Origin of the sequence: Bradyrhizobium sp. SZCCHNS1050 (genome assembly GCF_032484785.1) — a bacterium.
Taxonomy (GTDB): domain Bacteria; phylum Pseudomonadota; class Alphaproteobacteria; order Rhizobiales; family Xanthobacteraceae; genus Bradyrhizobium.
Genome location: NZ_JAUETR010000001.1, coordinates 1013182 through 1036197, shown reverse-complemented (window position 1 = coordinate 1036197; position 23016 = coordinate 1013182). Strand labels below are relative to the sequence as shown.

Sequence of the window (23016 nt, the reverse complement as noted above, 5' to 3'; positions counted from 1 at the left end):
ACGGCCAGGAGACGCCAAGAGGCGCTCATTTCGACTTCTGCTTCCGCCGCTTGTAGAGCGCGTTGAAGCCCCCGGCCATGAAGGTCACGAACCGCTCGCGGACCGCGGCGAAATCGTCGGACTTGCACAGGCCGCCGGACAGGCGGTCGATCCGGCCGGTCCGTGACAGGATCAGCGAGTAGGCGCCGGAGGTGAACTGGAAGCTCCAGAACAGGTCCTCAGGCGTGGCGTCGGGCAACGCCTTCTGCAGCAGCCCGATGAGACGCAGCACCATGGGATCGAGATAGGTGTCCATCATCTCCACGCCATAGCCCGGCGCGTTGGCGACCTGCGCGAAGATGCGGCCGAAGTGTCGCCAGTTGTCCTCTTCGTTGACGTAGACGTCGAACGCGCCGTCATAATAGGCACGCAGCGCGCCTTCAACGGTCGGACGATCTCCGACCTTGGCCTCGTAGGCATCCAGCCCGGCCGTGCGCACCGTGACAGCATATTCCATGCGGCGTTCGAACACGGCATCGAACAACGCCCTCTTGCCCTCGAAGTAGTAATGGATCAGCGCAGGATGGATGCCCATCCTGTCGGCCACATCCTTGATCGTCACGCCGAAATAGCCGAGCTGCGCGAACAGCTCCTCGCTGGTGTCGAGGATCAGCTTCACCGTCGTCGCGCGCTGTTCCGCGCGCGTGCGGCGTCCCTCGGATTTCGGCTGTGCTGGCATGCTCTCCGTGGTCCCTGATCGGCGCAGACAGGAACGGCGCCGTTGGTGTTTGACGATGAGGGGGTGGGCGCGCCCGGTCAAGCAGGACTTCGGGCTTCCAACATTTTCATTTAGCGCTAAATGAATGAACTTGACCGGCGGCCGGCCGGACGGTAGGTCTCGGAGACCTGATGGAGAACGGTCGACGATCGGGCGGCGGGCAACGCGCTGCCAGTCTCGTCGTGCGCGAACATCATCAAAGACAATCGGCTGGCCATGGATCAGCCGCTCACGGGAGGACACATGACACGGATCGAGTCGACGGCGGCTGCCGTGCTGATGCTCGGCGTGGCGCTTTCAGCCCCGGCGTTCGCGCAGAAGAAATACGACGTCGGCGCCACCGACACCGAGATCAAGATCGGCCAGACGAACCCGCTCAGCGGGCCGGCTTCCGCTTTCGGAGCCATCGGCAAGGCGGAAGCGGCCTATATCCGCATGATCAACGAGCAGGGCGGCGTCAACGGGCGCAAGATCAACCTCATCCAGTATGACGACGCCTACAGCCCGCCGAAGACCGTCGAGCAGGTGCGCAAGCTGGTCGAAAGCGACGAGGTGCTGACCACGTTCCAGATCATCGGCACGCCGCCGAACGCTGCGGTCCAGAAATATCTGAACGGCAAGGGCGTTCCGCAGCTTCTGGCGGGAAGCGGAGCGTCCCGCTTCACCGATCCCAAGAACTTTCCGTGGACGATCTCCGCCAACCCGAACTACCAGTCGGAAGCGCACATCTACGCCAGATACATTCTGGAGAACCACCCGAACGCGAAGATCGGCATCCTGTATCAGAACGACGACCTCGGCAAAGACTACGTCAAGGGGCTGAAGGACGGGCTCGGCGCCAAGGCCGGCATGATCGTGAAAGAGATGTCCTACGAGCTGTCCGATCCGACGATCGATTCCCAGCTGGTGACGCTCAAGGCGTCAGGTGCCGATCTGTTCTACAACATGTCGACGCCGAAATTCGCGGCGCAATCGATCAGGAAGGCCGCCGAGCTTGGCTGGAAGCCCGTCCACATCCTGGAGGTCAACGCGACGGCGGTCGGTCAGGTGCTCGTGCCCGCAGGGCTCGAGAATGCCAAGGACATCATCTCGGTCGCCTACGGCAAGGATCCGCTCGATCCGCAATGGGCCGATGACGAGGGCATGAAGCGCTACAAGGCGTTCATGGCGAAATACGCGCCCGGCGAGGACGCCAACAGCGGCTTTGCGACCTATGGCTACTCGACGGCGGCCCTGCTCGTCCACATTCTCAGGCAATGCGGCGACGAGCTGACGCGCGCCAACATCATGAAGCAGGCGACCAGCATCAAGGGCTTCGTTCCCGATCTCGGGCTGCCGGGGATGTCGGTGACGACAACTCCCGATGACTACCGTATCAGCAAGCAATTCCAGATGATGAAATTCGACGGTCAGCGCTGGATCATATCGGGTCCGATTCTGACCGACGACGTCAAGGCGGACTAATCCTCTCATCGGCCATGGCCTGACCGAGCGTCGCTTGCGCGCCAGGATGCCCTGCTGTCTCTCCGTCACCCGCGCCGGCCGGCGCCGAAAACTGAACTCTGTCCGTCGGAGCGCCGCTCATGACCAGTGAAGCCGTCCGCCGCCGTCGGGGCTTCGATCCTGCGGCGCTTGCAGCGATCGGCCCGGCACTCGCCGAATTCGTCGATCGCGGCGAGCTCGCAGGCATCGTGTCTCTCACCTCGCGCGGCGGCGAGATCGTTCATGCCGAGACGATCGGCTGGCGCGACGTCGAAACCAACAGCCCCATGCGCCCGGATACGTTGTTCCGGATCGCGTCGATGACCAAGCCGATCGCCTCGGTGGCGGCGATGATGCTGGTCGAGGAAGGCAGGATCGCCTTGGCGGACCCGATTTCCCGCTGGATTCCAGAGCTCGCCGATCTGCGGGTCCTGCGTGACGCCGCCGGCCCGCTTGACGAGACCGTGCCCGCCCGGCGCGCGATCACCATCGAGGATCTGCTCACGCACCGCTCGGGCATCGCCTACGCGTTCTTCTCGGAAGGCCCGTTGAAGGTCGCCTATGAGCGCACGCTCGGTGATCCCGCGATGAACCGGTCGACGCCCGACGAATGGCTCGCGGCGCTCGGCACGCTGCCGCTGGCGTATCAGCCCGGCGACTGCTTCCACTACGGTCATTCGACCGACGTGCTCGGCTTCCTGATCGGCCGGGTCGCAGGCAGGCCGCTTCGGCAGGTGCTACAGGAGCGCATCTTCGCGCCGCTCGGCATGGTCGACAGCGATTTCTGGTTGCCGCACGCCAAGCGAGATCGTCTGGCGAGCCTGTACGGACATGACGAGACGGCGGGGCGGCTCGCGAAGGTCGAGCCGGTCATGTATGACGAGCCGCCGTCCTATACGCCGGGCGGCGGCGGGCTGATCTCGTCCGCGCCCGATTATCATCGGTTCGCGCGCATGCTGCTCGGAGGCGGCGAGCTGGACGGCGTCAGGCTGTTGCGGCCCGAAACCGTCAACCTGATGCGCACCAACCGGCTGATTGACGCGCAGCGCCAGATTCCCTTCGCCGGCATGCCGCTGTGGCAGACCTGCGGATTTGGGCTAGGGCTTGCGATCGTCGAGGATGCCGCCGGCAATCCCTATGCCTGTGGCGCACCGGGCACGATCACCTGGCCGGGCATCTTCGGCACCTGGTGGCAGGCCGATCCCGTCAATGACCTGATCATGATCTATCTGATTCAGCATCACGTGCCGGTCTCGGCGGGAACAGGGGCCACGATTGCCACTGGGCGCGGTGCTGCCGGCCGCCGTGCTCTTCCTGTCTATCAGCGTGGAACCTACGCCGCGCTGTCCCAGCTTGCGGAACAAGCGACATGAACGGGGCAGCGCTTGTCACCCCCCGGGTGCCCGGCGGGTTCGTCCAATATGTGGACGCCAACATTCCGCCGAATGAAACGTCCGATCGGCGGCGGGCGGCCTGTCCTCCACATTGCCGGAGCTGCAACTGGCGTTCACGTCATGCCGAGCTTGTCATCCGGCCGTTATTCTGCTCAGTGCTTCTTCAAATTGCGCGATCATGCGTATCGATCGACTGAAGTCGACAGCCAGCGAGGAAACAAGACTATGCGCAAGTTAACTTTAGCCATTGCCCTGATCGTCCCGATGCTCGGTCATGCCGCGCAGGCCGAAGACACCGTCAAGATCGGCTATATCGATCCGCTGTCCGGCGGCGGCGCCAGCATCGGCGAGGGTGGCCTGAAGACGTTCCAATACCTGGCCGACGAGCTCAACGCCAAGGGCGGCATTCTCGGCCACAAGGTCGAGATCGTGCCGTTCGACAATAAGACCAATCCGCAAGAGAGCCTGATCCAGGCCCAGAAGGCGATCGACGCCGGCGTCCGCTACATCACGCAAGGCAACGGATCATCCGTCGGGCTCGCGCTGGAGGATTTCGTCAACAAGCACAACACGCGCAACCCCGGCAAGGAAGTGCTGTACTTCAACTATGCCGCCGTCGATCCGAGCATGACCAACGAGAAATGCAGCTACTGGCATTTCCGCTGGGACGCCAGCTCGGACATCAAGATGGAGGCGCTCACCAACTACATGAAGGACATCCCTTCCATCAAGAAGGTGTATCTGATCAATCAGGACTATTCGTTCGGCCAGTCGGTCCGCAGCGATGCGCGCAAGATGCTGGCGGCGAAGCGACCCGACGTCCAGATCGTCGGCGACGAGCTGCATCCGCTGCTGAAGATCACGGACTTCTCGCCCTACATTGCGAAGATCAAGGCGTCCGGCGCCGACAGCGTCATCACCGGCAATTGGGGCCAGGACATCGCGCTGCTGCTCAAGGCCGCCGCGGATGCCGGCCTGAAGGTCAACTGGTACACCTACTATGCGGGCGGCGCCGGCGGCCCGACCGCCATCAAGCAGACGGGCCTGGATCATCAGGTCTTCCAGCTCACCGAAGGCTTCGCCAATTCGGGCCATCAGGCTGCGATGGACTACGAGAAGGCGTTCCGCGCCAAGGTCAACATGTCGCTGTGGTATCCGCGGGCGGTCAACGAGATGCGCATGTTCAAGGCGGCGGCCGAGAAGGCCAACTCCATCGATCCGGTGAAGGTCGCGGCCGCGCTCGAGGACCTCAAGCTCGAGGTGCTGGATGGCGGCACCGGCTTCATGCGCAAGGATGATCACCAGTTCTTGCAGCCGATCTACGTCTCGTCCTTCGGCAAGCTCGCGGCGAACGAGCCGTTCGACGAGGAGAACACCGGCTGGGGATGGCACCTGGTCTCCAGGGTCGATACGCCCCAGGCCATGGTGTCGACGACGTGCAAGATGGCGCGGCCGTAACCGATCCGCGCTGGCTTCCCGCACGTCCTCACCGTGCGGGAAGCGGCGTCGGCCCTGCGTCGATCTGTTAGGGAATGAGCGGCGGGGCATCGAAGCCCCGGACATTCGCGGGTGCACCGTGCTTGAACTCATCGTCATCTCCACCCTCAACGGCGTGCTGTTCGGCATGCTGCTGTTCCTGCTGTCGAGCGGGCTGACCGTCATCTTCAGCATGATGGGGGTGCTCAATTTTGCTCACGCCAGCTTCTACATGCTCGGCGCCTTTTTCGGCTTCCAGCTCACGAAATGGGTCGGCTTCTGGCCGGCCCTGCTGCTGGCGCCGCTCCTCGTCGGGGCCATCGGCATGGCCGTCGAGCGCTACGGGCTCCGCAACACGCACAAGCATGGCCACGTCGCCGAGCTGCTGCTGACCTTCGGCCTTGCATTCGCGATCGAGGAAGTCGTCTCGATGATCTGGGGCAAGACGCCGCTCGACTATCGCGTCCCGACGCTGCTGGACTTTCCCGCGTTCACGATCTTCTCGACCAACTATCCGGCCTACAAGCTGTTCATGCTGGCGGTGTCGGTGACGATCTTCGTGGCGCTGCTGATCGTGCTCAAGCGCACCAGGGTCGGCCTGATCGTTCAGGCGGCGCTGACCCATCCCCACATGGTGGGCCATCTCGGCCACAATGTCGGACGCGTGTTCATGGTGGTGTTCGGGGTCGGCAGCGCGCTGGCCGGTCTCGCCGGCGTCATCGCCGGTCCCGCTCTGGTGACGCAATCCGACATGGCCGCGGCGCTCGGGCCGATCCTGTTCGTGGTGATCGTGTTCGGCGGCCTGGGCTCGCTGCCGGGCGCCTTCATCGCTTCGCTGGTGATCGGCCTGGTGCAGACCTTCGCCGTCGCGCTGAACGGCTCGCTGGCAAGCGCCTTCGGCCCGCTCGATCCATCCGCCGGGCCATCGGTGCTCACCGACATCTGGAACGTGACGATCGCGCAGGTCGCACCGATCGTTCCCTACCTGCTGCTGGTGCTCGTCCTGATCGTGCGCCCCGTGGGCCTGATGGGGACTCGCGAATCATGACCGCAGCAGTGACCTCCGCGTCTCATCTCGCGGCAAAGCCCGCCGGATCCCGTCTCCGCTTCTATGCCGTCTGGGTGATCGGCGTGGTGGCGCTGATCGTGCTGCCGCTGCTCTTCAATTCGGGCGGATCGCTGACCTCGTTCAGCCTCATCGGGATCGCGATCGTCTTCGCGCTCTCCTACAACATCCTCCTCGGTCAGACCGGATTGCTGTCGTTCGGTCACGCGGTTCACTACGGCCTGGGCGGCTTCGCGGCCTGTCACATGATGAATGCGGTGGTGGCGCATGGCTGGCCGATTCCGCTGCCCTTCATTCCGCTGTTCGGCGGGCTGGGCGGCCTCGCGTTCGCGATCATCCTCGGCTGGGTCATGACCAAGCGCGCCGGCACGGTGTTTGCGATGATCTCGCTCGGCATCGGCGAACTCGTGGCGTCGTCGTCGCTGATCCTGCGCTCGGTGTTTGGCGGCGAAGCCGGCATCACCACGGACCGCACCGCTCTGCCGCGCATGTTTGGCTGGACCTTCGGGCCGCAGCTGCAGGTCTATTACCTGATCGCGTTCTGGCTGGTGCTGTCGGCAATCGCGATGTATGCGCTGACCCGGACGCCCCTGGGGCGGATCAGCAATGCGGTGCGCGACAATCCCGAACGGGTCCAGTTCATCGGCTACGACCCGCACGTCGTCCGCTATCTCGCCTATTGTTTTGCCGGATTCTTCGCCGGGGTCGCGGGCGGCCTCGCGGCGATCAGCTTCGAGATCGCGAATTCCGCCTATCTCGGTGCAATCCAGTCGGGCCTGGTGCTGTTCGCGACCTTCATCGGCGGGACGGCCTACTTCTTCGGTCCGATCCTCGGCGCGATCCTGGTGACCTATCTCCAGCTCGGGCTGACGAGCCTCACCAGCGTATGGCAGCTCTACTTTGGCATCATCTTCATCGGCATCGTCATGTTCTCACCCGGTGGCATTGCCGGTCTGCTGATGATGCACCGGCCGCTGGTCCGTGCCGGAACGCTCGGAATGGTGATCCCGTCCTATCTCGTTGCGGTCGTGCCGACCGCGGCGCTCGCCTACGGCGTCATCCTGACCATCGAGACGGTCGCGCGCTATTCGGGTGGTGACGCCATCAACCTGTTCGGCGTGGCCTTCAATCCGCAATCGCCGGCGACATGGGGCGTCGCCGCGATTCTGGTGGTCGCCGGCTTCTTTGTCGCGCGGTCGACGTGGCAGCGGATCGCCGGAGCCTGGGACAGGGCCGCCACCGTGGCGCGTGATCGGGGGTATCTGGCATGACCGCAGCGATCGAAGTTCGCGCCGTCGAAAAGCGCTTCGGCAATGTCGGCGTCATCCGCGACCTCAATCTCAGCGTCACCAAGGGCGAGCGCCACGCCATCATCGGCCCGAACGGCGCCGGCAAGTCCACGACGTTCAACCTGATCAGCGGACACATCAGGCCGACCTCCGGCGAGGTGAGGCTGAACGGCACGCTCATCTCCGGCCTGCGGCCGTTCGAGATCAATCGGCGCGGCCTGTCGCGCTCGTTCCAGGTCACCAACGTGTTCGCTCGCATGACCGTGTGGGAGAACGTCCGATGCGCCGTGCTGTGGGCGACCGGACATCGCTACGCGTTCTGGAAGAACGTCGACAGCCTGCCGGAGGTGCGCGAGCGAACCGCCCAGATCCTCGATGACATCCATCTCACGCATCGGCGTGACATTCCCGCGGGGTTGTTGACCTATGCCGAGCAGCGCGAGCTGGAGATCGGCGTCACCATCGCGAGCGGCGCGACGGTCGTCATGCTCGACGAGCCGACCGCCGGGATGAGCCACGCGGAGACCGAGCGCGCGGTCTCGTTGATCCGGCGGCTCACCGAGGGGCGGACGCTGGTGATCGTCGAGCACGACATGAGCGTGGTATTCGGTCTCGCCGATCGCATCTCGGTGCTGGTCTATGGCCACATCATCGCGTCGGGCACGCCGGAGGAGATCCGTCGCGACCCGAAGGTGAAGGAAGCCTATCTCGGTGAGGAGGCCCACTGATGCTCGAGGTCAGGAACCTCCACGCTTACTACGGCAAGAGCCATATTCTGCAGGGCGTCGACCTCGACGTCGCCGCCGGCGAAGTCGTGAGCCTGCTCGGCCGCAACGGTGTCGGCCGCTCGACCACTGTGAAGGCGATCATGGGCGAGGTCAGTCCGCAGGGGACGATCCGCTTCAAGGGCCGGGACATTGCCGGCTTGCCCAGCTACAAGATCGCGCGCCTTGGGCTCGGCTATGTGCCCGAACACCGTGACATCTTCCCGAGCCTCACCGTTCGGCAAAACCTCGTGCTCGGCATCAAGGACACGCGGCGGCCGGGGAAGTGGCGCCTTCAGGACATGCTCGACATGTTTCCCAACCTCGCCGCGCGCGCCGATACGCCTGCGGGTGTGCTGTCGGGCGGCGAGAAGCAGATGCTGACCACCTGCCGCACGCTGATGGGCGACCCTGACCTGATCATGATCGACGAGCCCACCGAAGGTCTGGCGCCGCTGATCGTGCAGCAGGTCGGCGATCTGATTGCCCGGATCGCAGCGGCGGGCGTCGCGATCCTGCTCGTCGAGCAGAAGCTCTCGATCGCGATGCGCATTTCGAAACGCGTCTATGTCATGGGCCACGGCCGCGTCGTGTTCGAAGGGACACCGGATCAGCTCAAGGCCAACACCGCGGTCCGGCAGGAGTGGCTCGAAGTATGAGAGGAGCCGCCGGCACTTTTTCGCCGATGCAGCTCCGGCGGATGTGCCACAGACACCCGCCTTGTCCAAATCCTTCAGGTCTGAGGCAATGGATGTCGCAGCATGCGGCGCGGAAACGTGGCGTGGCGTTCGCGTAGCCTCAGGGCAACACGGCGCGCGATGCAGATCGACGCCGTCGCGATCGCGATGCCGGCGATCATGTCGACGAGGAAATGTCCGCCGCCGATTGGGGTCGAGAGCAGCATCGCGCCGTGGATCAGGACATTGAACGGTCGCAACCAGCGCAATGACCACAATGCCCAGCCGTCGAGGACCGCGGCTGCCGCGTGAAAGCTCGGAAAGGTCACGATCCCCGCGAGATGGCTGGTATCCAACAGGCGCAGCGTCCCATCGCGAACCAGGGGCACCTCGCGCGCCGTGTCGAAATAGGCCTGCGGGATGAGGTTTGCGTAGGCGGACGGCGGCAGCTCCAACGCGTGATACACGCCGAGTGCAGGGACAAACAAGGTGATGATGCAGGTCAGCGCCAGCGTCAGGCTGATCGCGAGGTTGAACTCCGCGAACCGGCGATAGTGGCCCAGCAAGGGAAGGGCCACGACGATGATGCAGATCGTCCAGGAAATGGATCGATAGCCGAACGCGAGGCTCAGGACGGCCCAGGGGCGGTCATTGACGAACGACAAGTAGTCGCGAAAGTCGAAGCCAAGGGCGCGATCGAGGGCGAGCAGGTTGGCGTCCTGAAGCGGCAGGTTGGCGGCCGTCGCAATGTAGGACAGTGATGCCAGCACGGTGGATGCCAGTGTGGTCTGGGCCATTCCCGTCAGGAATGAGAACATCCAGGGTTTGGCACGCCGCGCCGACCGTGCGTTGGCGTAGCCGATGACACCATAGATGGCCGATGTCGATAGCACGATGATGTAGCCGACGGGTTCGATGCGAAAATCCGTGAAGATCAGGCACAGTCCGAACAGCACCCAAAGAGCTGTCATGACAGCCCAGTTGAACCGGAACACGGCCCAGGCCGTCGCGGCATCCTCGCTGTCATGCGCCCGTTGCAAGACGCTCTTTGTCCAGGGGAGCCAGCGGCGGCTGAGATCAGGCAATAGACCACCGGCTGCGGTGTCCGACATTGTCGTCCGCTCTCACATTTCAAATGGATTTCGATTTGTTTCCCGTCGGTGTCTTGTTACGGCCGGTCGGGCCAATAAATCAACCTCGGCGGGTAAAATACGCAGATACCGTGCAACGATGCTTAATCAAGCGTAGCCTGGAACCCTGTTTCGGTTGTGCCGGACAGGAAAGCACATTCGGCGATGAGGCCGCCTTCGCGCCCATAGAAAGCGGGTGAATCGGTGAGAAGAGACCGAGAGCGAATCCGAGGCAGCTTTGGTTTGAAGGGCTTCGCCAGTCGTTGCGGGCGAGCTACTTGTGGTGGTGCTGTGGGGTCAGCGGCCGATCGCTCGCGGGCTTGCGCGAGAGGTGGTCGCCGTCAGCAAAGTCCGTCGCGACGTCGCATGCATCACAGCTTCTGGCGGCCGTAGATCAGGAGCATCAGGATGATCACCGCGCCGTAGATCAGTTGGCGACCGGCCTCGCTGATCTGCATCACCGACAGAATGGATTGCAGCAGGGTGATCAGCACGACGCCGGCGACGGTGCCGAGATAGCTGCCGCGGCCGCCGAGGATGTGCGTGCCGCCGAGCACGACGGCCGCGATCGAGGGCAGCAGATAAGCGTCGCCCATCGACTGCGCCGCCTTCGAGGCGTAGCCCGCGAGCAGAACGCCGCCGCAGGCGGAGAGGGCGCCGGACAGCGCGAACGCCAGCATGGTGATGCGGCGTGTATCGATCCCTGAGAGATAGGCCGCGCGCTCGCGATTGCCGATGGCATAGATGGCGCGGCCAAACGTGGTCCGCGACAGCAGCCAGATCGCGGCGCCGCCGATGATCGCCCACACCAGCACCGCGTTGGGAAGGCCGGGCACGATATTGCCGGTGGCGAGATAGCGCATCGCCTTGGAGGCGGAATCCTGCGGCGCGAAGCCTCCGGTGTAGGCGACCATCAGCCCTTGCGCGACCGCGTTGGTCGCCAGGGTGATGATCATCGAGGGAATGCGCAGATAGGCGACGCCGATGCCGTTCAGGAGACCGATGGCGGCTCCGCAGAGAATGCCGCAGGGAATCGCGATGATGGCGCCGGTCGTGCCATGGGCGGCCGCCGCGCAGGCCATCATCGCGCCCGTCGTGACAACCCAGGGCACCGAGAGATCGATCTGGCCGAGCAGGATCACCAGCATCATGCCGGTGGCGATCACGCCCAGGAAGCTCGCGACCTTCAACTGCTGCAGCAGATAATCCGGCGACAGGAAGCTGCGCGAATAGAGGCTGCCCACCAGCAGCAGCAGCAGGATGCAGCCGAACGAGGCCGCCACCGCCGGATCGATCCGACGCAGCATGGCGATCCCGCGATGGGTCGGTCGTGGTGCCGTTGCGTCGCTCATCCGAACCACTCCAGCCGATTGCGCACCCGCACCAGACCGAACGCGCCGATCGAGACCGCGAGCATCAGCACGAGACCCTGGAACAGCGGCTGCCACAGCGGATCGAAATCGAACACGAACAGCAGATCGCCGATGGTGCGGAAGGCGAGCGCGCCGAAGATCGCCCCGATCGCGCTGCCGCGTCCGCCCATCAGCGATACGCCGCCGAGCACCACGGCCGCGATCGAGAACAGCGTGTAGGCATTGCCACTCGCATAGGCGGCTTCGCCCGTGTAGGAGAAGAACGTCAGGAACAGGCCGCCGATCGCCGACAATAGGCCAGCCAAGGTGTAGGCGACAAACTTGGCCGCGCGGATCGGCGCGCCGGACATGTAGGCTGCGACCTCGGAGGAGCCGGTCGCGAACGCGGCGCGGCCGACGACCGAGCGGCTATAGGGAACCCAGATCAGCAGCGCCGCCGCAGCCAGTGCCACGAGGCTCGTGGGCAGCACGCCGAACAATCTTCCCGTCAAGGCATCCGCCAGCGTCTCGTTGACGGATCCGCCGGGATTGGGCCGCAGGAACAGCGCGATGCCGTAGTACATCGCCCCGGTGGCGATCGTCGTCACGATCGGCTGCAGGCGCCCGAAGATCACGATCGCGCCGTTGATCATGCCGCAGACGATGCCGGTGCCGAGCACGCCGGCCACGCCGAGCGCGGTTTCGGTGGCGGTGCCGACCACGATCCAGGATGCAAGGCAGTTGGTCAGGGTCAGGATCATGCCGACGGACAGATCGATGCCGGCGGTGATCACCACGATCGCCTGCGCCATCGCGACAAAGGCCAGCAGCGTCGCCTTGTTGGCCGCGGTCTGCACCATGTTGGCGCTGAAGCCGGCCGGATGATTGGTCGCATAGAGCAGGAACATCGCGACGAAGATCCCGATCGCGAGCAGGGTGCCGCGCTGTTCGGAGAGCCAGTACCGCCACTCGGTCATGCCAGACTCGCTTCCGCTCGCTCGCCTTCGTCGACATTGAGCGCACTGCTGACCAGCGCGCGCTCGGTGATCTCGGCGCCCGCGAGCTCGCGCCTGATCGCGCCATCGTACATCACCAGCACGCGGTCGCAGCAGCCGATCAGCTCGTCATAGTCGGTCGAATAGAGCAGGATCGCGGCGCCCTCGTCGGCAAGCCGGCGCAGCAGCCGGTAGATCTCCTGCTTGGTGCCGACGTCGATGCCGCGCGTCGGATCGTTGAGCAGGATGATGCGCGGCTTGTTCATCAGCCATTTCGCGATCACCACCTTCTGCTGGTTGCCGCCGGAGAGTGCGCTGACGGCGAGGTCGGGGGAGGCGGTCTTGATCTCGATCAGGCGGATCATCTCCTCGATCAGCATCGATTGCCGCTGCCGGTCGATGATGCCGAATGTCGCGAACCGGTCGAAGGCGGCGGCCGAGAGATTGTCGCGCACCGACATCGGCAGCATCAGTCCTTCGGTCTTGCGGTCCTCCGGAATGAGGGCGAGGCCGATGCGCTCCGACTTGGCGGTGACGGGGCTGTCGATCGTCACCTTGTTGCCGTCGATCAGAATGTCGCCGCGACAGTCGCGCAGCACGCCGAACAGCGCCAGCAGCAGCTCGCGCTGGCCCTGGCCGTCGAGCCCGCCGAGACCGATGATCTCGCCGGCCTGCAGCGAGAACGAGATGTCCTTCAGCCGGTCGCCCCAACTGATGCTCCTGCATTGCAGCGCGGGCGGCCGCCCATCGGTCTTGCGCGGCGGCTTTTCCGGGAAGGCATGCTTGTACTCACGGCCGATCATCAGCTCGATCACTTCGGCATCCGTCTTGGTGCCGGCCCGGAAGGTCGAGATGCGGCGGCCGTTGCGGAACACGCTGCAATCGTCGGCGAGCTCCGCGATCTCGTGCATGCGATGGGAGATGTAGAGCAGCGCCAGCCCCTCGCTGCGCAGGCGCTTCAGCACCTTGAACACCTTGGTCACGTCGGATGCGGTCAGCGCCGAGGTTGCCTCGTCGAGGATCAGGATCTTCGGCTGCCGCGACAGGGCTTTCGCGATCTCGACCATCTGGCGGCGCGACAGCGGCAGGTCCTTCACCAGCGCGCGCGGGTGAATGTCGCTGGCGCCGGCGCGGTGCAGCGCCTCCTCGGCAAGTCGGCGCTGGGCGCGCCGGTCGATCATGCCGAACCGCGTCGGCGGATGCGAGATCATGATGTTGTCGGCGACCGACAGGTCGGGGATCAGCGACAGCTCCTGGAAGATGCAGACGACGCCGGCATCGTTCGCGGCGGAGGGACCGCTGAAGGCGACCGCGCGTCCTTCAAGCGTCATCCGGCCTTCGTCCGGCGCGACCACGCCGACCATCAGCTTGATCAGCGTCGACTTGCCGGCGCCGTTCTCGCCGAGAATGGCGTGGATGCGGCCGGGATGGACCTCCAGGTCCGCACCGTCGAGAGCGATCACGCCGCCGTAGCGCTTGGACAGTCCTTCGGCGCGAAACAGCGGCTCGGCCGCGATCATGCTTGCTCCCTCAGTCGTTTGGGCAATAGGGACGGGCTGGCCGCGAGAGAACTCGCGGACCAGCGATCACACCGGCCTATTGATTTTCCTTCGACTGACCCATGATCTCCTGCGCCGTGAAGTTGATGCCGCAGGTCGGGAAGGAGTTGCCGACGAAGAAGTTGTCGGACTGGGCCGGGAAGTAGTCCTGATCCTTCTTGAAGTTCGGATCTTCGACGACGGCGAGCGGCAGCTTGACCGATTGCGGCACCACCTTGCCTTCCAACGCGGCGAGCGCGACCTTGATCGCGACCGCGACCTGCGCAGGTCCGGTACCGGCGGAAGAGCATTTCAGGCCTTCGGACGCCTTGGCGGCGCAGAACTTGCGGAAGCCGTTTTCGGTCTCGCCGCCGAAGGGCACCATCTTGTGCTTGGCGTCGAGCATGGCCTGCACGATGCCGGTGTCGCCGCCCTGGCCGGAAATCGCATCGAACGGGCCATTGGTCGCGATCGCATCCGCCGTGGCCTTCTGGGCGACGCCGTCGTCCCATTTGCCGACGACCTCGGTGACCTGCCACTTCTTGCCGGAGGCATCGAGAACGGAGTGGAAGCCGTTGTGCCGATCGGTGTCGACCGAGGTGCCGGCGACGCCGCGCACCTCGAGCACCTTGCCGCCGCCGGGCACGTTCTTGACCAGCCACTTCGCCCAGAGTTCGCCGAGACCCTTCTGGTCGACATTGACGTTGATCGCATCTTCCGTCGCGAGGATGTTGTCGAAGGCGACGAGGATCACGCCGGCCTGCTTGGCGCGCTTGATCACCGGCCCGAACGCGGTCGGGTTCTGCGCGTTGACGACAATGGCGTCATAGCCGGAATCGATGAAGTTGTTGATTGCCGATATCTGGGCCGGTACGTCCTCGCCGGTCGAGACGACCTTGAATTCCTTCAGCTTGGCCTTGACCTCCGGCTGCGCCGCATAGGCCTTCGCGGTCTGGATCATCTGGATGCGCCAGGTATTGGCGATGTAGCCGTTCGCCAGTGCGATGCGGTACGGGCCCTTCTTGGCCGGAAACTTGAAGAACTTGGTGTCCGTGGTCCACGGCACCATGCATTCAGGCTCGGTCGCCGGTCCCTTGACCATCTCCGGCTCCGCCAGCGCCTTGCCGGCAAACGCCGTGACCAACACCAGCGATGCACAAGTGGCAAGGCATCGCGCCCTCATCGACTTGGACGACATTCGTGACCTCCCCTGTTGTTGTGGCGCCAAATCAATGACGCATGTGCGAGACGCCTCTTTGTTTCCGGAGGTTGTGCGAGCATTACTCGTCGTCTCGACCCGCCAAGCGTTACTGATCAATGACAGCGCTGTCAATTACCGTCGCGCGGCTTTTGCCAAGCGGCCGGCCGCATGTCATGAATATGGTTCGGACAAATCCGCGTGAATCAATGTTGCAAGGATCATGTCTCAGAAGCGTCGCACCACGCTGGAGGACGTCGCGCGCATCGCCCATGTCAGCGCTGTCACTGTGTCGCGGGCGCTGCGGCGGCCCGATATGGTGTCGCCGGAGTTGCGCAAGCGGATCGATGCCGCGGTCGACAGGCTGGCCTATGTGCCGAACTTCGCGGCGAGCCGGCTCGCCTCGACCCGCACGCATTCGATCGGCATCGTCGTGTCGTCGCTCTCCAACGGCATCTTCGCGGACTACCTGCAGGCGATCTACGACACCCTGCTGCCGCTCGGCTTTCGCCCCGTCGTCGTCAGCAGCCGCTACTCGGCGGAGGAGGAAGAGGGCGCGATCAGGACCTTGCTGGGCCAGAACATCGAGGCGCTGATCCTGGTCGGAGTGAACCAGACGCGGGCCGCGCGGCGCGTTCTCGAACGTTCGCGGATTCCGGTGGTGCAGACGTTCGAGCTGACCGACGATCCGATCGATCTGAATGTCGGACTTTCGCAGCGCCAGGGCGGCTACGCCGCGACCCGCTTCCTGATCGAGCTGGGACATCGGCGGATTGCCTATCTCTCGGGACAGCGCGACGACCGGGCCCGCGCCCGGCTCGAGGGGTATCGCGCGGCGCTGGCCGAAGCGGGGCTGGACGGCACGTCGCTGGTGGCCTGGCTGCCGGCGCAGGCGACGATCTCGCTGGGGCGGAAGCTGACCGAGGAGATGCTCGCGAGCGAAGTTCCCGATGCGATCTTCTGCTGCGATGACAACATCGCGCTTGGTGCGCTATTCGCCTGCCAGCAGGCGGGGCTGGAGGTCCCGCGCCGGATGTCGCTGATCGGCTTCAACGACCTGGAATTCGCGGCGGCCTCCAATCCGCCGCTGTCGACCGTGCTGACGCCGCGCGCCGACATGGGGCGCGTGGCGTCCGAACTGGTGCTTCAGGTGATCGCCACCGGCAAGCGGCCGAGAACGCGGCGGATCGACCTCGGCTTCGAGATCGTCGCACGCGGCAGCACCGGACCGCACCTCGTGGCTTCGTGATGATGGTCGAGCCTCAGGCCCAGCCGCCGTCGACGATGTAGTTCTGGTTGGTGCAGGCGCCGCTGTCGTCGGCGGCGAAGAACAGCACCACGCGGGCGATGTCGTCCGGCACGAGCTTGCGCTTGAGGCATTGGCGGCGCATGAGCTCGGCCTCGCCCTCGGGCGTCAGCCAGAGTCTCTGCTGCCGCTCGGTCATGATCCAGCCCGGAAGAATGGAATTGACCCGCACGTTATTGGGTCCGAGATCGCGGGCGAGGGCGCGGGTCAGTCCCTGGATCGCCGACTTCGCCGTGGTGTAGCAGGGCATGTTGCCCTGGCCGAGCACCCAGCTCACCGAACCGAGATTGACGATCGCGCCGCCTCCGGCCTGGATCATGTCCGGCGCGACCGCCTGGGCCGCGAAGAACTGATGTTTGAGGTTCACGGCGATGCGCTCGTCCCAATAGTCCGGCGTGACGTCCTCGATCGCGTGGCGGTCATCACGCGCGGCGTTGTTCACCAGAATGGTGATCGGCCCCAGCGCCGCACGGGCGCCGGCGACCGCGGCCCTCAGCGCACCGATGTCGCGAAGGTCGGCATGCTCGAAGTGCACCTTGGCCTCCGCAGGCAGGCTCGCCAGCAGCTGCTGCGACGCCTCCAGATCGATGTCGATGAATCCGACACGCGCGCCTTGGCCGAGGAAATTGCGCACGATCGCTTCCCCGATGCCGGAGCCGCCGCCGGTCACGAGGACGGCCCGATCCTTGAGGCTCGGATAGATGGTGCCCTGCATTGGCTTCCTCTCAGTTGCGCCTGGAGAGCAGCCGCGCCCGACGGCGACACTGGCAGGATCTCGAACGTCGTCCGTGCCGTGCGATGCACAGCCGGTGCGCGTTCGCCTGGACCCCTTCGTGTGCGCCTGCGAGCAACTCGCGCCCGATGTCGATGCTGACGGATCCGGGCACTCCCCTGCGATGTCCTTGTTTGGCTTTCCGGCATTCTGCGTCAGGACCGGCAGGGACGCCAGCACTGATGCGCCCGCCCGGATGCGACCATCGGGCGATTTCGGGCGCAGCTGGAGCGGACGTCGCGGATCGAGCGCCTCAGAGGATTTCGGCGATCGACTGGCCCTGCAGCTCGATACTGAGTCCCTGCATGCCGAGATCGGTGATCTCGCCGCCCATCGCCTTCAGGCTTTCCTCGCGGATCAGCGACATCAGCCCGCGCCGCAGCGCCAGGAACTCCGACGACATCATCATCGCTTGCTGGCGGGGCCGCTCGAGCGGGATCTGGATTTCGGCCTTGATCGAGCCCGGGCGCGCGGTCATGCAGTAGACGCGGTCGGACAGGAAGATCGCCTCGTCGATGTCGTGGGTGACGAACAGCACCGAGATCTTCAGCCGCTGCCACATGTTGGTGAGGATCTGCTGCATGATGATGCGGGTCTGCGCGTCGAGCGCGCCGAACGGCTCGTCGAGCAGCAGCACCTTGGGACCGGTGGCGAGCGCGCGCACGATGCCGACGCGCTGCTTCATGCCGCCGGAGAGGCGCTCGGGATAATGGTTCTCGAACGCCTCGAGGCCGGCGAGCCCGAGCAGAGTGCGCGCCGCGCGTGCGCGCTCGAACTTCGGCATGCCGCGCATCTTCAGCCCGAACTCGACGTTCTCGCGCACCGTCTTCCAGGGAAACAGCGAATATTGCTGGAACACCATGCCGCGCTCGGCGCTCGGACCCGTCACGGCATGGCCGTCGACCGTGACGACGCCGCTGGTGGGTTTGAGGAAACCCGCGACGGCGTTGAGCAGTGTCGACTTGCCGCAACCCGACGGTCCGACGATCGAGACGAACTCACCAGGCTCGACGTGGATCTGCGTGTCGGTGACGGCCTCGACGGCGCCGTCGATGGTCTCGTAGCTCAGGGCGAAGTTGCAGACCTCGATATGGCCCTGTCTCGTATCCGCTGCGGCTTGGCTCATCGCGACCTCCAGGGCATCACCAACTGTCCGGCTGCGCGGATCACGAGGCTCGAGCCGAGCCCGAGCACGCCGATCGCGATCATCCCGAGCGCGATGTCGGCATACTGGACCAGCGAATAGGCTTCCCAGGTGAAGTAGCCGATGCCGAACTGCCCCGAGATCATCTCGGCCGCGATCAGCGACACCCATGCGACGCCCATGCCGACGGTGAGGCCGGTAAAGATGTGCGGCAGCGACGCCGGGAAATAGACCTCGCGGAAGATCGCGGTCTCCCGCGCGCCGAGGCACTTGGCGGCCCGCACCAGCACGGGGTCGACCAGCGTCATGCCGTGCAGCGTGTTGACCAGGATCGGAAAGAACGAGCCGAGAAAGGTGATGAAGACGATGCTCTGCTCGTTGGTCGGCCACAGCATGATCGCCATCGGGACCCAGGCGATCGCCGGGATCGGACGCAGCACCTCGGCGACCGGAAACACGATCTCGTGCACCAGCCTGAAGCGGCCCATGATCAGGCCGAGCGGCACGCCGACCAGTGCGGCCAGCGAGAACCCGATGAAGATCCGGCGGCAACTGAGCAGGATGTGCATCAGGAATTTCGGATCGTGGATCGCCTTGGTGAAGCTCGCATAGACGGCCAGCGGCGCCGGCACGTTGGTGAACTTCACGAAGAAGACGACGCGGTAGGTCGTCAGCAGGTGCCAGCCGATCAGGAACAGGATCAGCGACGCGGTGCCGATCAGCACCGACTGCAGCCTGTCCTGGTTCAGCCGGAACCAGCGTGCCGCGCGGGCGGAGACGTCCGGACGGCTCGGCGGGATCGCGGTGCCAGGCGCGGCGGTCGCCGCGGCCTGGTCGGGGGATGTCATCAAAGCGGGGCTGCTCAAGTCTTGCCTCCCGCGACCGCCAGCTTCACGGCGTCATCAAGTCCCATCACCTTGCCGCCGATCTTGGCGGCATAGGCCTCGGCATCCTTCTTCAGCAGGAACGGCGCGATCTCGCCATTGGCCGCGGCGAAGAACGCCTGGTCGGCGAACAGCTTGATGCCGCGCGCGGTGTCGAAGACGTAGGCGACGTTGATCTTCTTGCCCTTGGCCTTGTAGTCGGCATAGGCGCCGAGCGTGCAGGTCGCGCTGCTGAAGGCTATGATGCCCTCGCCGTCGACCCAGACCTCGCCGGCCTTGCGCGGCTCGGTGATCGGCCTGTTGCAGAACTTGTCCTCGCCGGAGATTTCGTAGTTCGCGGTGCTTGCGAGATCCTTGTCGTAGTCCAGCTTCAGCTCGGCATAGGCCTTGCGGATGTAGCTGTCGTCGACCCATGTCTTCGGATCGAACTCTTTCATGCGGCCGAGGCTCTGCAACACCTTGACGTCGGTTGCGGCGGCATCCACCAGCGCCGGCTTGATCGTCGGATCCGTGGTCATGTTGCCGCCGGGGCCGAGGAAGATGTAGACGACCTCCTTGTTGATCCCGGTCCATTCCTGGATCTTTTCGGCCGCCGCCTTCGGATCCTGGCGCAGCCACTGGTTGGCGGCGATCACGGCCTTGACATAGGCGATGACGACCTCGGGATATTTTTCCGCGAAGTCGGTGCGGACGACGACGCCGTGGAATGTCGGCAGGTTGGTCTGGACGCCGTCGAAGATCTTGCGCGCAAAGCCGCGGAACGGCAGCAGTTCCGCGAACGGCACGAAATCGGCGTGCGCGTCGATCTTCTTTTCCTGCAGGTTGGTCGAGCCGACCTCCGGCGTCTGGCTCACCAGCTGGAAGAAATCCGCCGGATAGCCGCCGTCCTGAAGCGCCTTCAGCACCATGCCGTGTGCGGCCGAGCCGAACGGCACGCTGACCAGCTTGCCCTTGAGGTCGGAGAGTTCGTAGTAGGGCGAGTCCTTGTGAACGACGATGCCGTTTCCGGAGCCGGCGAGGCTGTAGGCGGCGACGGCGATCAGCCGGCTCTTGCTCTCGGGATTGTTCTCGAAGGTGAAGCCGTTCACGATCAGCGGGTAGTCGCCCATCATGCCGAACTGCAGCTTGTTCGCCATCATCCCGTTGGTGACGGGCGGACCGGAGGTGAAGTTCTGCCACTCGATCTCGAACTTGATGTTGGCGTATTTGCCGTCCTTGGGCAGATACTTCTCCAGCAGGTGAAGCTGCCGTACGATGGTGCCGGCCGTCACCGTGTTGGTCGTGGTGTCCTGGGTGCCTATGCCGATCGTGACTGTCTCTGCTGCGACGGGCTGCGCCGCGATCAGGGACAGACAGGTGACGGATAGCAAGAGCGCGTGACGGCAGCGGACCATTCTCATCCCCGTTCGGTTGGATGGCTGATGGCGCCATGATGAAGGCCGCGTCCACGAGCGCAAATCCGGAGTTCGGCAGCGGGTGGATTAGTTGCCGTCAAAATCCGGTTGCGTACTCCTTGGGCAATTTCGCTCATGACAGCCGCTTGCATGAGCAGGCCGGCTAATCCGCGGCCTGCCCGCGCATCTCGTCCAGGACGTCGGGCCGGCAGACCACGATCTGCGAACGCCTGGTGCGGACGATATTCTTTTCCTGCATCCGCTTGAGGCTGATCGTCACCCACTGCCGCGTCGCCCCGACCATGTGGGCGATGTCGGCATGGGTGAAGGCCGCGGCAATGACCTTGCCGTCGGGATCGTCCACGCCATAGAGATCGACGAGATGCAGCAGCAGATGAGCGAGCCGCTCGGTGATCGAACGCGTCCCCAGCATCTGGGCCAGGGCGGAGTAGCATTTTCCCTTGAAGCTCAACCCCTCGATCAGTCCGATCGCGAGATTGGGGATCTCCGCCACCAGCGTTCGCAGCTCCTTGCCGGGAAGCTGGATCACGCTGGCGTTGCTGGCGGCGATGCCGGACCATTGATGCACGCCGGTGTCGAACACCTCGGGACCGCCGACGAAATTGCCGACATGCCAATAGGCCAGCGTGATCTCGCGCCCCTGCGGCGACGTATAGAACACGCGGATGCGGCCGCTCTCGACCAGGAAGATGCCGTCGTGCCTGGCGCCCTGGCTGAACAGCGTCTGGCCGCGGTTCAGCACCTTGCGGCGGCCCTGCTTGAGCACCTGCTCACGCTCGCGCAGGCTGAGCCTTTCGATCAGCGACGGCGGGCCGCCGATGGATTGCTGGCTTTCGGTGAGCAGGAGCGACGAACTGGTCACCGCGCGCGCTGACGTCATGGGAGAGGGCACGGCGTCCGCAGCTGATTTGGCTGCCTGCAGCAACATGTCTTGCCTCCGCATTGATCATACTGATCAGAAGCGGAGCAATGTTCGTGCCATCCGTCACCGCGCGACGCACCTCAGGCGGCAACGAGTTCCCAAAGGTATGATTTCGGATAGATGCCGCGATTGTGGCCGTCGGAAAACGCGATGTTCAAGCCGTAACCGAGATCTCCGACCCCGACGATGCCGATCCCGGGAAACTGCGCCGGGAAGCGGCCGTCGAGGCGGGCCCGCCTGCAATGCGCGCACATGCAGGACAGCCGCAGCCGTTCGGCGGACAGCTCCGCGGGAGCGCCGCCGGCATTCCGCAGCCGTAACGACGCCAGGTCGGGACTGACTTCGCTGTTGAGGGTATCGGCTGGAATCATGGCGCCTCCTGGTTGTGCCGAAGCCGGCGTCGTCACGCTAGGGGAGACGGACCGGGGCCCCCAGCAACTAATTGCCTCGTTCGACGGAATGTAGAGCGCGAGGTGCTTCGTTGCCGCGCGCTCGCCTTCCCGCGGAACAATCTTTGCAACTAATCCACCGCCGCGGCGCGTTCGAAATTGCCGAACCGCGCCGTTTCCGCGACATCGTCGTCAGCAACCGCCACACGGCGCGCCCCGCGCCTCAGGAGACGACGATGAGCGCTTTTCAGACCGAGACGGTGTTGTCGGTCCGGCACTGGACCGATTCGCTGTTCAGCTTCACCGCCACGCGGGATCCCGGCTTCCGCTTCCAGAACGGGCAGTTCGCGATGATCGGGCTCGAGGTCGACGGCCGGCCGCTGATGCGCGCCTACAGCATGGCGAGCGCCAATCACGAGGAGGAGCTGGAATTCTTCAGCATCAAGGTGGCGGACGGGCCGCTGACCTCCCGGCTGCAGAAGATCAAAGAGGGCGATCGCATCCTGGTGGGGCGCAAGGCGACGGGAACGCTGATCGCGGGCAACCTGATTCAGGGCAGGCGTCTGCTGCTGCTGTCGACCGGCACCGGGCTGGCGCCGTTCGCCAGCCTGGTCAAGGATCCCGACATCTACGAGACCTACGAGACCATCGTGCTGGCCCATGGCTGCCGCCAGGTCTCGGAGCTCGCCTATGGCGAGCAGCTCGTCGATGGCCTGCGCGGCCACGAATTCTTTGGACCGCTGGTCCGGAACCGGCTGCTTCATTACCCCACGGTGACCCGCGAGCCGTTCCGCAACCGCGGCCGCATCACCGACCTGATCGCATCGGGGCAGATGTTCGCCGACATCGGCGAGCCCGACCTCGATGTCGAGACCGACCGCGTCATGCTCTGCGGCAGCCCGGCGATGTTGGCCGAGCTCCAGGCCATGCTGGAGGGCCGCGGCTTCGTCGAAGGCAACCACAGCACGCCCGGCCATTTCGTGGTCGAGAAGGCGTTCGTCGAGCGCTGACTGGCCGGCGCGAAGAAATGCGCTCAGGCGACAACTAATTGCTATCGCCGGGTGCC

The 23016-nt window shown here is 64.7% G+C and carries 21 protein-coding genes; 9 read left to right on the top strand and 12 right to left on the bottom strand.

Features of this window, described 5'->3' with window-relative positions:
• Positions 1-25: 25 nt before the first annotated feature.
• Positions 26-718 (bottom strand): TetR/AcrR family transcriptional regulator, encoded by a 693-nt coding sequence (locus tag QX094_RS04875; RefSeq protein ID WP_315713541.1) that lies wholly within the window; start codon positions 716-718, stop codon positions 26-28.
• A 282-nt stretch (positions 719-1000) separates the two neighbouring features.
• Between QX094_RS04875 and QX094_RS04870 the strand changes: the two genes are divergently transcribed.
• The 7 genes from QX094_RS04870 to QX094_RS04840 all read left to right on the top strand — a co-directional run bounded on the left by QX094_RS04870 (position 1001) and on the right by QX094_RS04840 (position 8887).
• Entirely contained in the window at positions 1001-2221 is a 1221-nt protein-coding gene (locus QX094_RS04870; RefSeq protein WP_316174307.1) for an ABC transporter substrate-binding protein, read from the top strand.
• A gap of 119 nt (positions 2222-2340) precedes the next feature.
• The gene (locus tag QX094_RS04865) at positions 2341-3612 is read left to right on the top strand and encodes a serine hydrolase domain-containing protein (protein WP_316174305.1); all 1272 of its coding nucleotides are present in this window, start codon (positions 2341-2343) and stop codon (positions 3610-3612) included.
• 246 nt (positions 3613-3858) lie between these two features.
• On the top strand, positions 3859-5091 hold the full coding sequence (locus QX094_RS04860) for a branched-chain amino acid ABC transporter substrate-binding protein (protein WP_316169855.1): 1233 nt from the start codon (positions 3859-3861) through the stop codon (positions 5089-5091).
• A 118-nt stretch (positions 5092-5209) separates the two neighbouring features.
• Complete coding sequence (locus tag QX094_RS04855) at positions 5210-6157, top strand: branched-chain amino acid ABC transporter permease (RefSeq protein WP_316165890.1); 948 nt, start codon at positions 5210-5212, stop codon at positions 6155-6157.
• Positions 6154-7446, top strand: coding sequence for a branched-chain amino acid ABC transporter permease (locus QX094_RS04850; protein WP_316165892.1), 1293 nt, complete (start codon positions 6154-6156; stop codon positions 7444-7446). Before QX094_RS04855 ends, QX094_RS04850 begins: the two co-directional genes overlap by 4 nt.
• Positions 7443-8192 carry an ABC transporter ATP-binding protein gene (locus QX094_RS04845; protein ID WP_316165893.1) on the top strand — a complete coding sequence of 250 codons (750 nt, stop codon included), beginning with the start codon at positions 7443-7445 and terminating at the stop codon, positions 8190-8192. The genes QX094_RS04850 and QX094_RS04845 overlap by 4 nt, the downstream gene beginning before the upstream one ends.
• A complete protein-coding gene (locus QX094_RS04840) occupies positions 8192-8887 on the top strand; it encodes an ABC transporter ATP-binding protein (RefSeq protein WP_315713534.1) in 696 nt (231 codons plus the stop codon). Before QX094_RS04845 ends, QX094_RS04840 begins: the two co-directional genes overlap by 1 nt.
• Before the next feature lie 74 nt (positions 8888-8961).
• Here the strand turns inward: QX094_RS04840 and QX094_RS04835 are convergent, their stop codons facing one another.
• From QX094_RS04835 to QX094_RS04815, 5 genes are all read right to left on the bottom strand, one after another.
• Positions 8962-9945, bottom strand: a complete 984-nt coding sequence (locus QX094_RS04835; RefSeq protein ID WP_315752345.1) for a phosphatase PAP2 family protein — start codon at positions 9943-9945, stop codon at positions 8962-8964.
• Between the two features lie 461 nt (positions 9946-10406).
• Positions 10407-11387 carry an ABC transporter permease gene (locus QX094_RS04830; protein WP_315713532.1) on the bottom strand — a complete coding sequence of 327 codons (981 nt, stop codon included), beginning with the start codon at positions 11385-11387 and terminating at the stop codon, positions 10407-10409.
• Positions 11384-12364: an ABC transporter permease gene (locus QX094_RS04825; protein ID WP_315752346.1), complete on the bottom strand. Its 981-nt coding sequence runs from the start codon at positions 12362-12364 to the stop codon at positions 11384-11386. The genes QX094_RS04830 and QX094_RS04825 overlap by 4 nt, the downstream gene beginning before the upstream one ends.
• Positions 12361-13902: a sugar ABC transporter ATP-binding protein gene (locus QX094_RS04820; protein ID WP_315752347.1), complete on the bottom strand. Its 1542-nt coding sequence runs from the start codon at positions 13900-13902 to the stop codon at positions 12361-12363. The genes QX094_RS04825 and QX094_RS04820 overlap by 4 nt, the downstream gene beginning before the upstream one ends.
• A 76-nt stretch (positions 13903-13978) precedes the next feature.
• Positions 13979-15118 carry a sugar ABC transporter substrate-binding protein gene (locus QX094_RS04815; RefSeq protein ID WP_315825326.1) on the bottom strand — a complete coding sequence of 380 codons (1140 nt, stop codon included), beginning with the start codon at positions 15116-15118 and terminating at the stop codon, positions 13979-13981.
• A 223-nt stretch (positions 15119-15341) separates the two neighbouring features.
• Here QX094_RS04815 and QX094_RS04810 point away from each other — a divergent pair, with 223 nt between their 5' ends.
• On the top strand, positions 15342-16367 hold the full coding sequence (locus QX094_RS04810) for a LacI family DNA-binding transcriptional regulator (RefSeq protein ID WP_316184077.1): 1026 nt from the start codon (positions 15342-15344) through the stop codon (positions 16365-16367).
• A gap of 13 nt (positions 16368-16380) precedes the next feature.
• Here QX094_RS04810 and QX094_RS04805 read toward each other — a convergent pair whose 3' ends face one another.
• The 6 genes from QX094_RS04805 to QX094_RS04780 form a co-directional block, all read right to left on the bottom strand.
• Entirely contained in the window at positions 16381-17139 is a 759-nt protein-coding gene (locus QX094_RS04805) for an SDR family oxidoreductase (protein WP_316184074.1), read from the bottom strand.
• A gap of 310 nt (positions 17140-17449) precedes the next feature.
• Positions 17450-18322 (bottom strand): ABC transporter ATP-binding protein, encoded by an 873-nt coding sequence (locus QX094_RS04800; protein WP_315769575.1) that lies wholly within the window; start codon positions 18320-18322, stop codon positions 17450-17452.
• A complete protein-coding gene (locus QX094_RS04795; RefSeq protein ID WP_316165898.1) occupies positions 18319-19206 on the bottom strand; it encodes an ABC transporter permease in 888 nt (295 codons plus the stop codon). The genes QX094_RS04800 and QX094_RS04795 overlap by 4 nt, the downstream gene beginning before the upstream one ends.
• Complete coding sequence (locus QX094_RS04790; protein WP_315825321.1) at positions 19203-20618, bottom strand: ABC transporter substrate-binding protein; 1416 nt, start codon at positions 20616-20618, stop codon at positions 19203-19205. The genes QX094_RS04795 and QX094_RS04790 overlap by 4 nt, the downstream gene beginning before the upstream one ends.
• 163 nt (positions 20619-20781) lie before the next feature.
• Positions 20782-21567 (bottom strand): Crp/Fnr family transcriptional regulator, encoded by a 786-nt coding sequence (locus QX094_RS04785; RefSeq protein WP_315752353.1) that lies wholly within the window; start codon positions 21565-21567, stop codon positions 20782-20784.
• A gap of 74 nt (positions 21568-21641) precedes the next feature.
• Positions 21642-21932 (bottom strand): gamma-butyrobetaine hydroxylase-like domain-containing protein, encoded by a 291-nt coding sequence (locus tag QX094_RS04780; RefSeq protein WP_315713523.1) that lies wholly within the window; start codon positions 21930-21932, stop codon positions 21642-21644.
• Positions 21933-22186: 254 nt separating this feature from the next.
• Between QX094_RS04780 and QX094_RS04775 the strand changes: the two genes are divergently transcribed.
• A complete protein-coding gene (locus QX094_RS04775; protein WP_316165899.1) occupies positions 22187-22960 on the top strand; it encodes a ferredoxin--NADP reductase in 774 nt (257 codons plus the stop codon).
• Positions 22961-23016 lie beyond the last annotated feature (56 nt).

Coding starts and splice junctions, on each gene's coding strand:
- QX094_RS04850 (WP_316165892.1), top strand. CDS start 6,154: ATGACCGCAGCAGTGACCTCCGCGTCTCATCTCGCGGCAAAGCCCGCC.
- QX094_RS04840 (WP_315713534.1), top strand. CDS start 8,192: ATGCTCGAGGTCAGGAACCTCCACGCTTACTACGGCAAGAGCCATATT.
- QX094_RS04785 (WP_315752353.1), bottom strand. CDS start 21,567: ATGTTGCTGCAGGCAGCCAAATCAGCTGCGGACGCCGTGCCCTCTCCC.
- QX094_RS04780 (WP_315713523.1), bottom strand. CDS start 21,932: ATGATTCCAGCCGATACCCTCAACAGCGAAGTCAGTCCCGACCTGGCG.
- QX094_RS04815 (WP_315825326.1), bottom strand. CDS start 15,118: ATGTCGTCCAAGTCGATGAGGGCGCGATGCCTTGCCACTTGTGCATCG.
- QX094_RS04825 (WP_315752346.1), bottom strand. CDS start 12,364: ATGACCGAGTGGCGGTACTGGCTCTCCGAACAGCGCGGCACCCTGCTC.
- QX094_RS04845 (WP_316165893.1), top strand. CDS start 7,443: ATGACCGCAGCGATCGAAGTTCGCGCCGTCGAAAAGCGCTTCGGCAAT.
- QX094_RS04860 (WP_316169855.1), top strand. CDS start 3,859: ATGCGCAAGTTAACTTTAGCCATTGCCCTGATCGTCCCGATGCTCGGT.
- QX094_RS04805 (WP_316184074.1), bottom strand. CDS start 17,139: ATGCAGGGCACCATCTATCCGAGCCTCAAGGATCGGGCCGTCCTCGTG.
- QX094_RS04820 (WP_315752347.1), bottom strand. CDS start 13,902: ATGATCGCGGCCGAGCCGCTGTTTCGCGCCGAAGGACTGTCCAAGCGC.
- QX094_RS04865 (WP_316174305.1), top strand. CDS start 2,341: ATGACCAGTGAAGCCGTCCGCCGCCGTCGGGGCTTCGATCCTGCGGCG.
- QX094_RS04810 (WP_316184077.1), top strand. CDS start 15,342: ATGTCTCAGAAGCGTCGCACCACGCTGGAGGACGTCGCGCGCATCGCC.
- QX094_RS04775 (WP_316165899.1), top strand. CDS start 22,187: ATGAGCGCTTTTCAGACCGAGACGGTGTTGTCGGTCCGGCACTGGACC.
- QX094_RS04875 (WP_315713541.1), bottom strand. CDS start 718: ATGCCAGCACAGCCGAAATCCGAGGGACGCCGCACGCGCGCGGAACAG.
- QX094_RS04790 (WP_315825321.1), bottom strand. CDS start 20,618: ATGGTCCGCTGCCGTCACGCGCTCTTGCTATCCGTCACCTGTCTGTCC.
- QX094_RS04800 (WP_315769575.1), bottom strand. CDS start 18,322: ATGAGCCAAGCCGCAGCGGATACGAGACAGGGCCATATCGAGGTCTGC.
- QX094_RS04830 (WP_315713532.1), bottom strand. CDS start 11,387: ATGAGCGACGCAACGGCACCACGACCGACCCATCGCGGGATCGCCATG.
- QX094_RS04870 (WP_316174307.1), top strand. CDS start 1,001: ATGACACGGATCGAGTCGACGGCGGCTGCCGTGCTGATGCTCGGCGTG.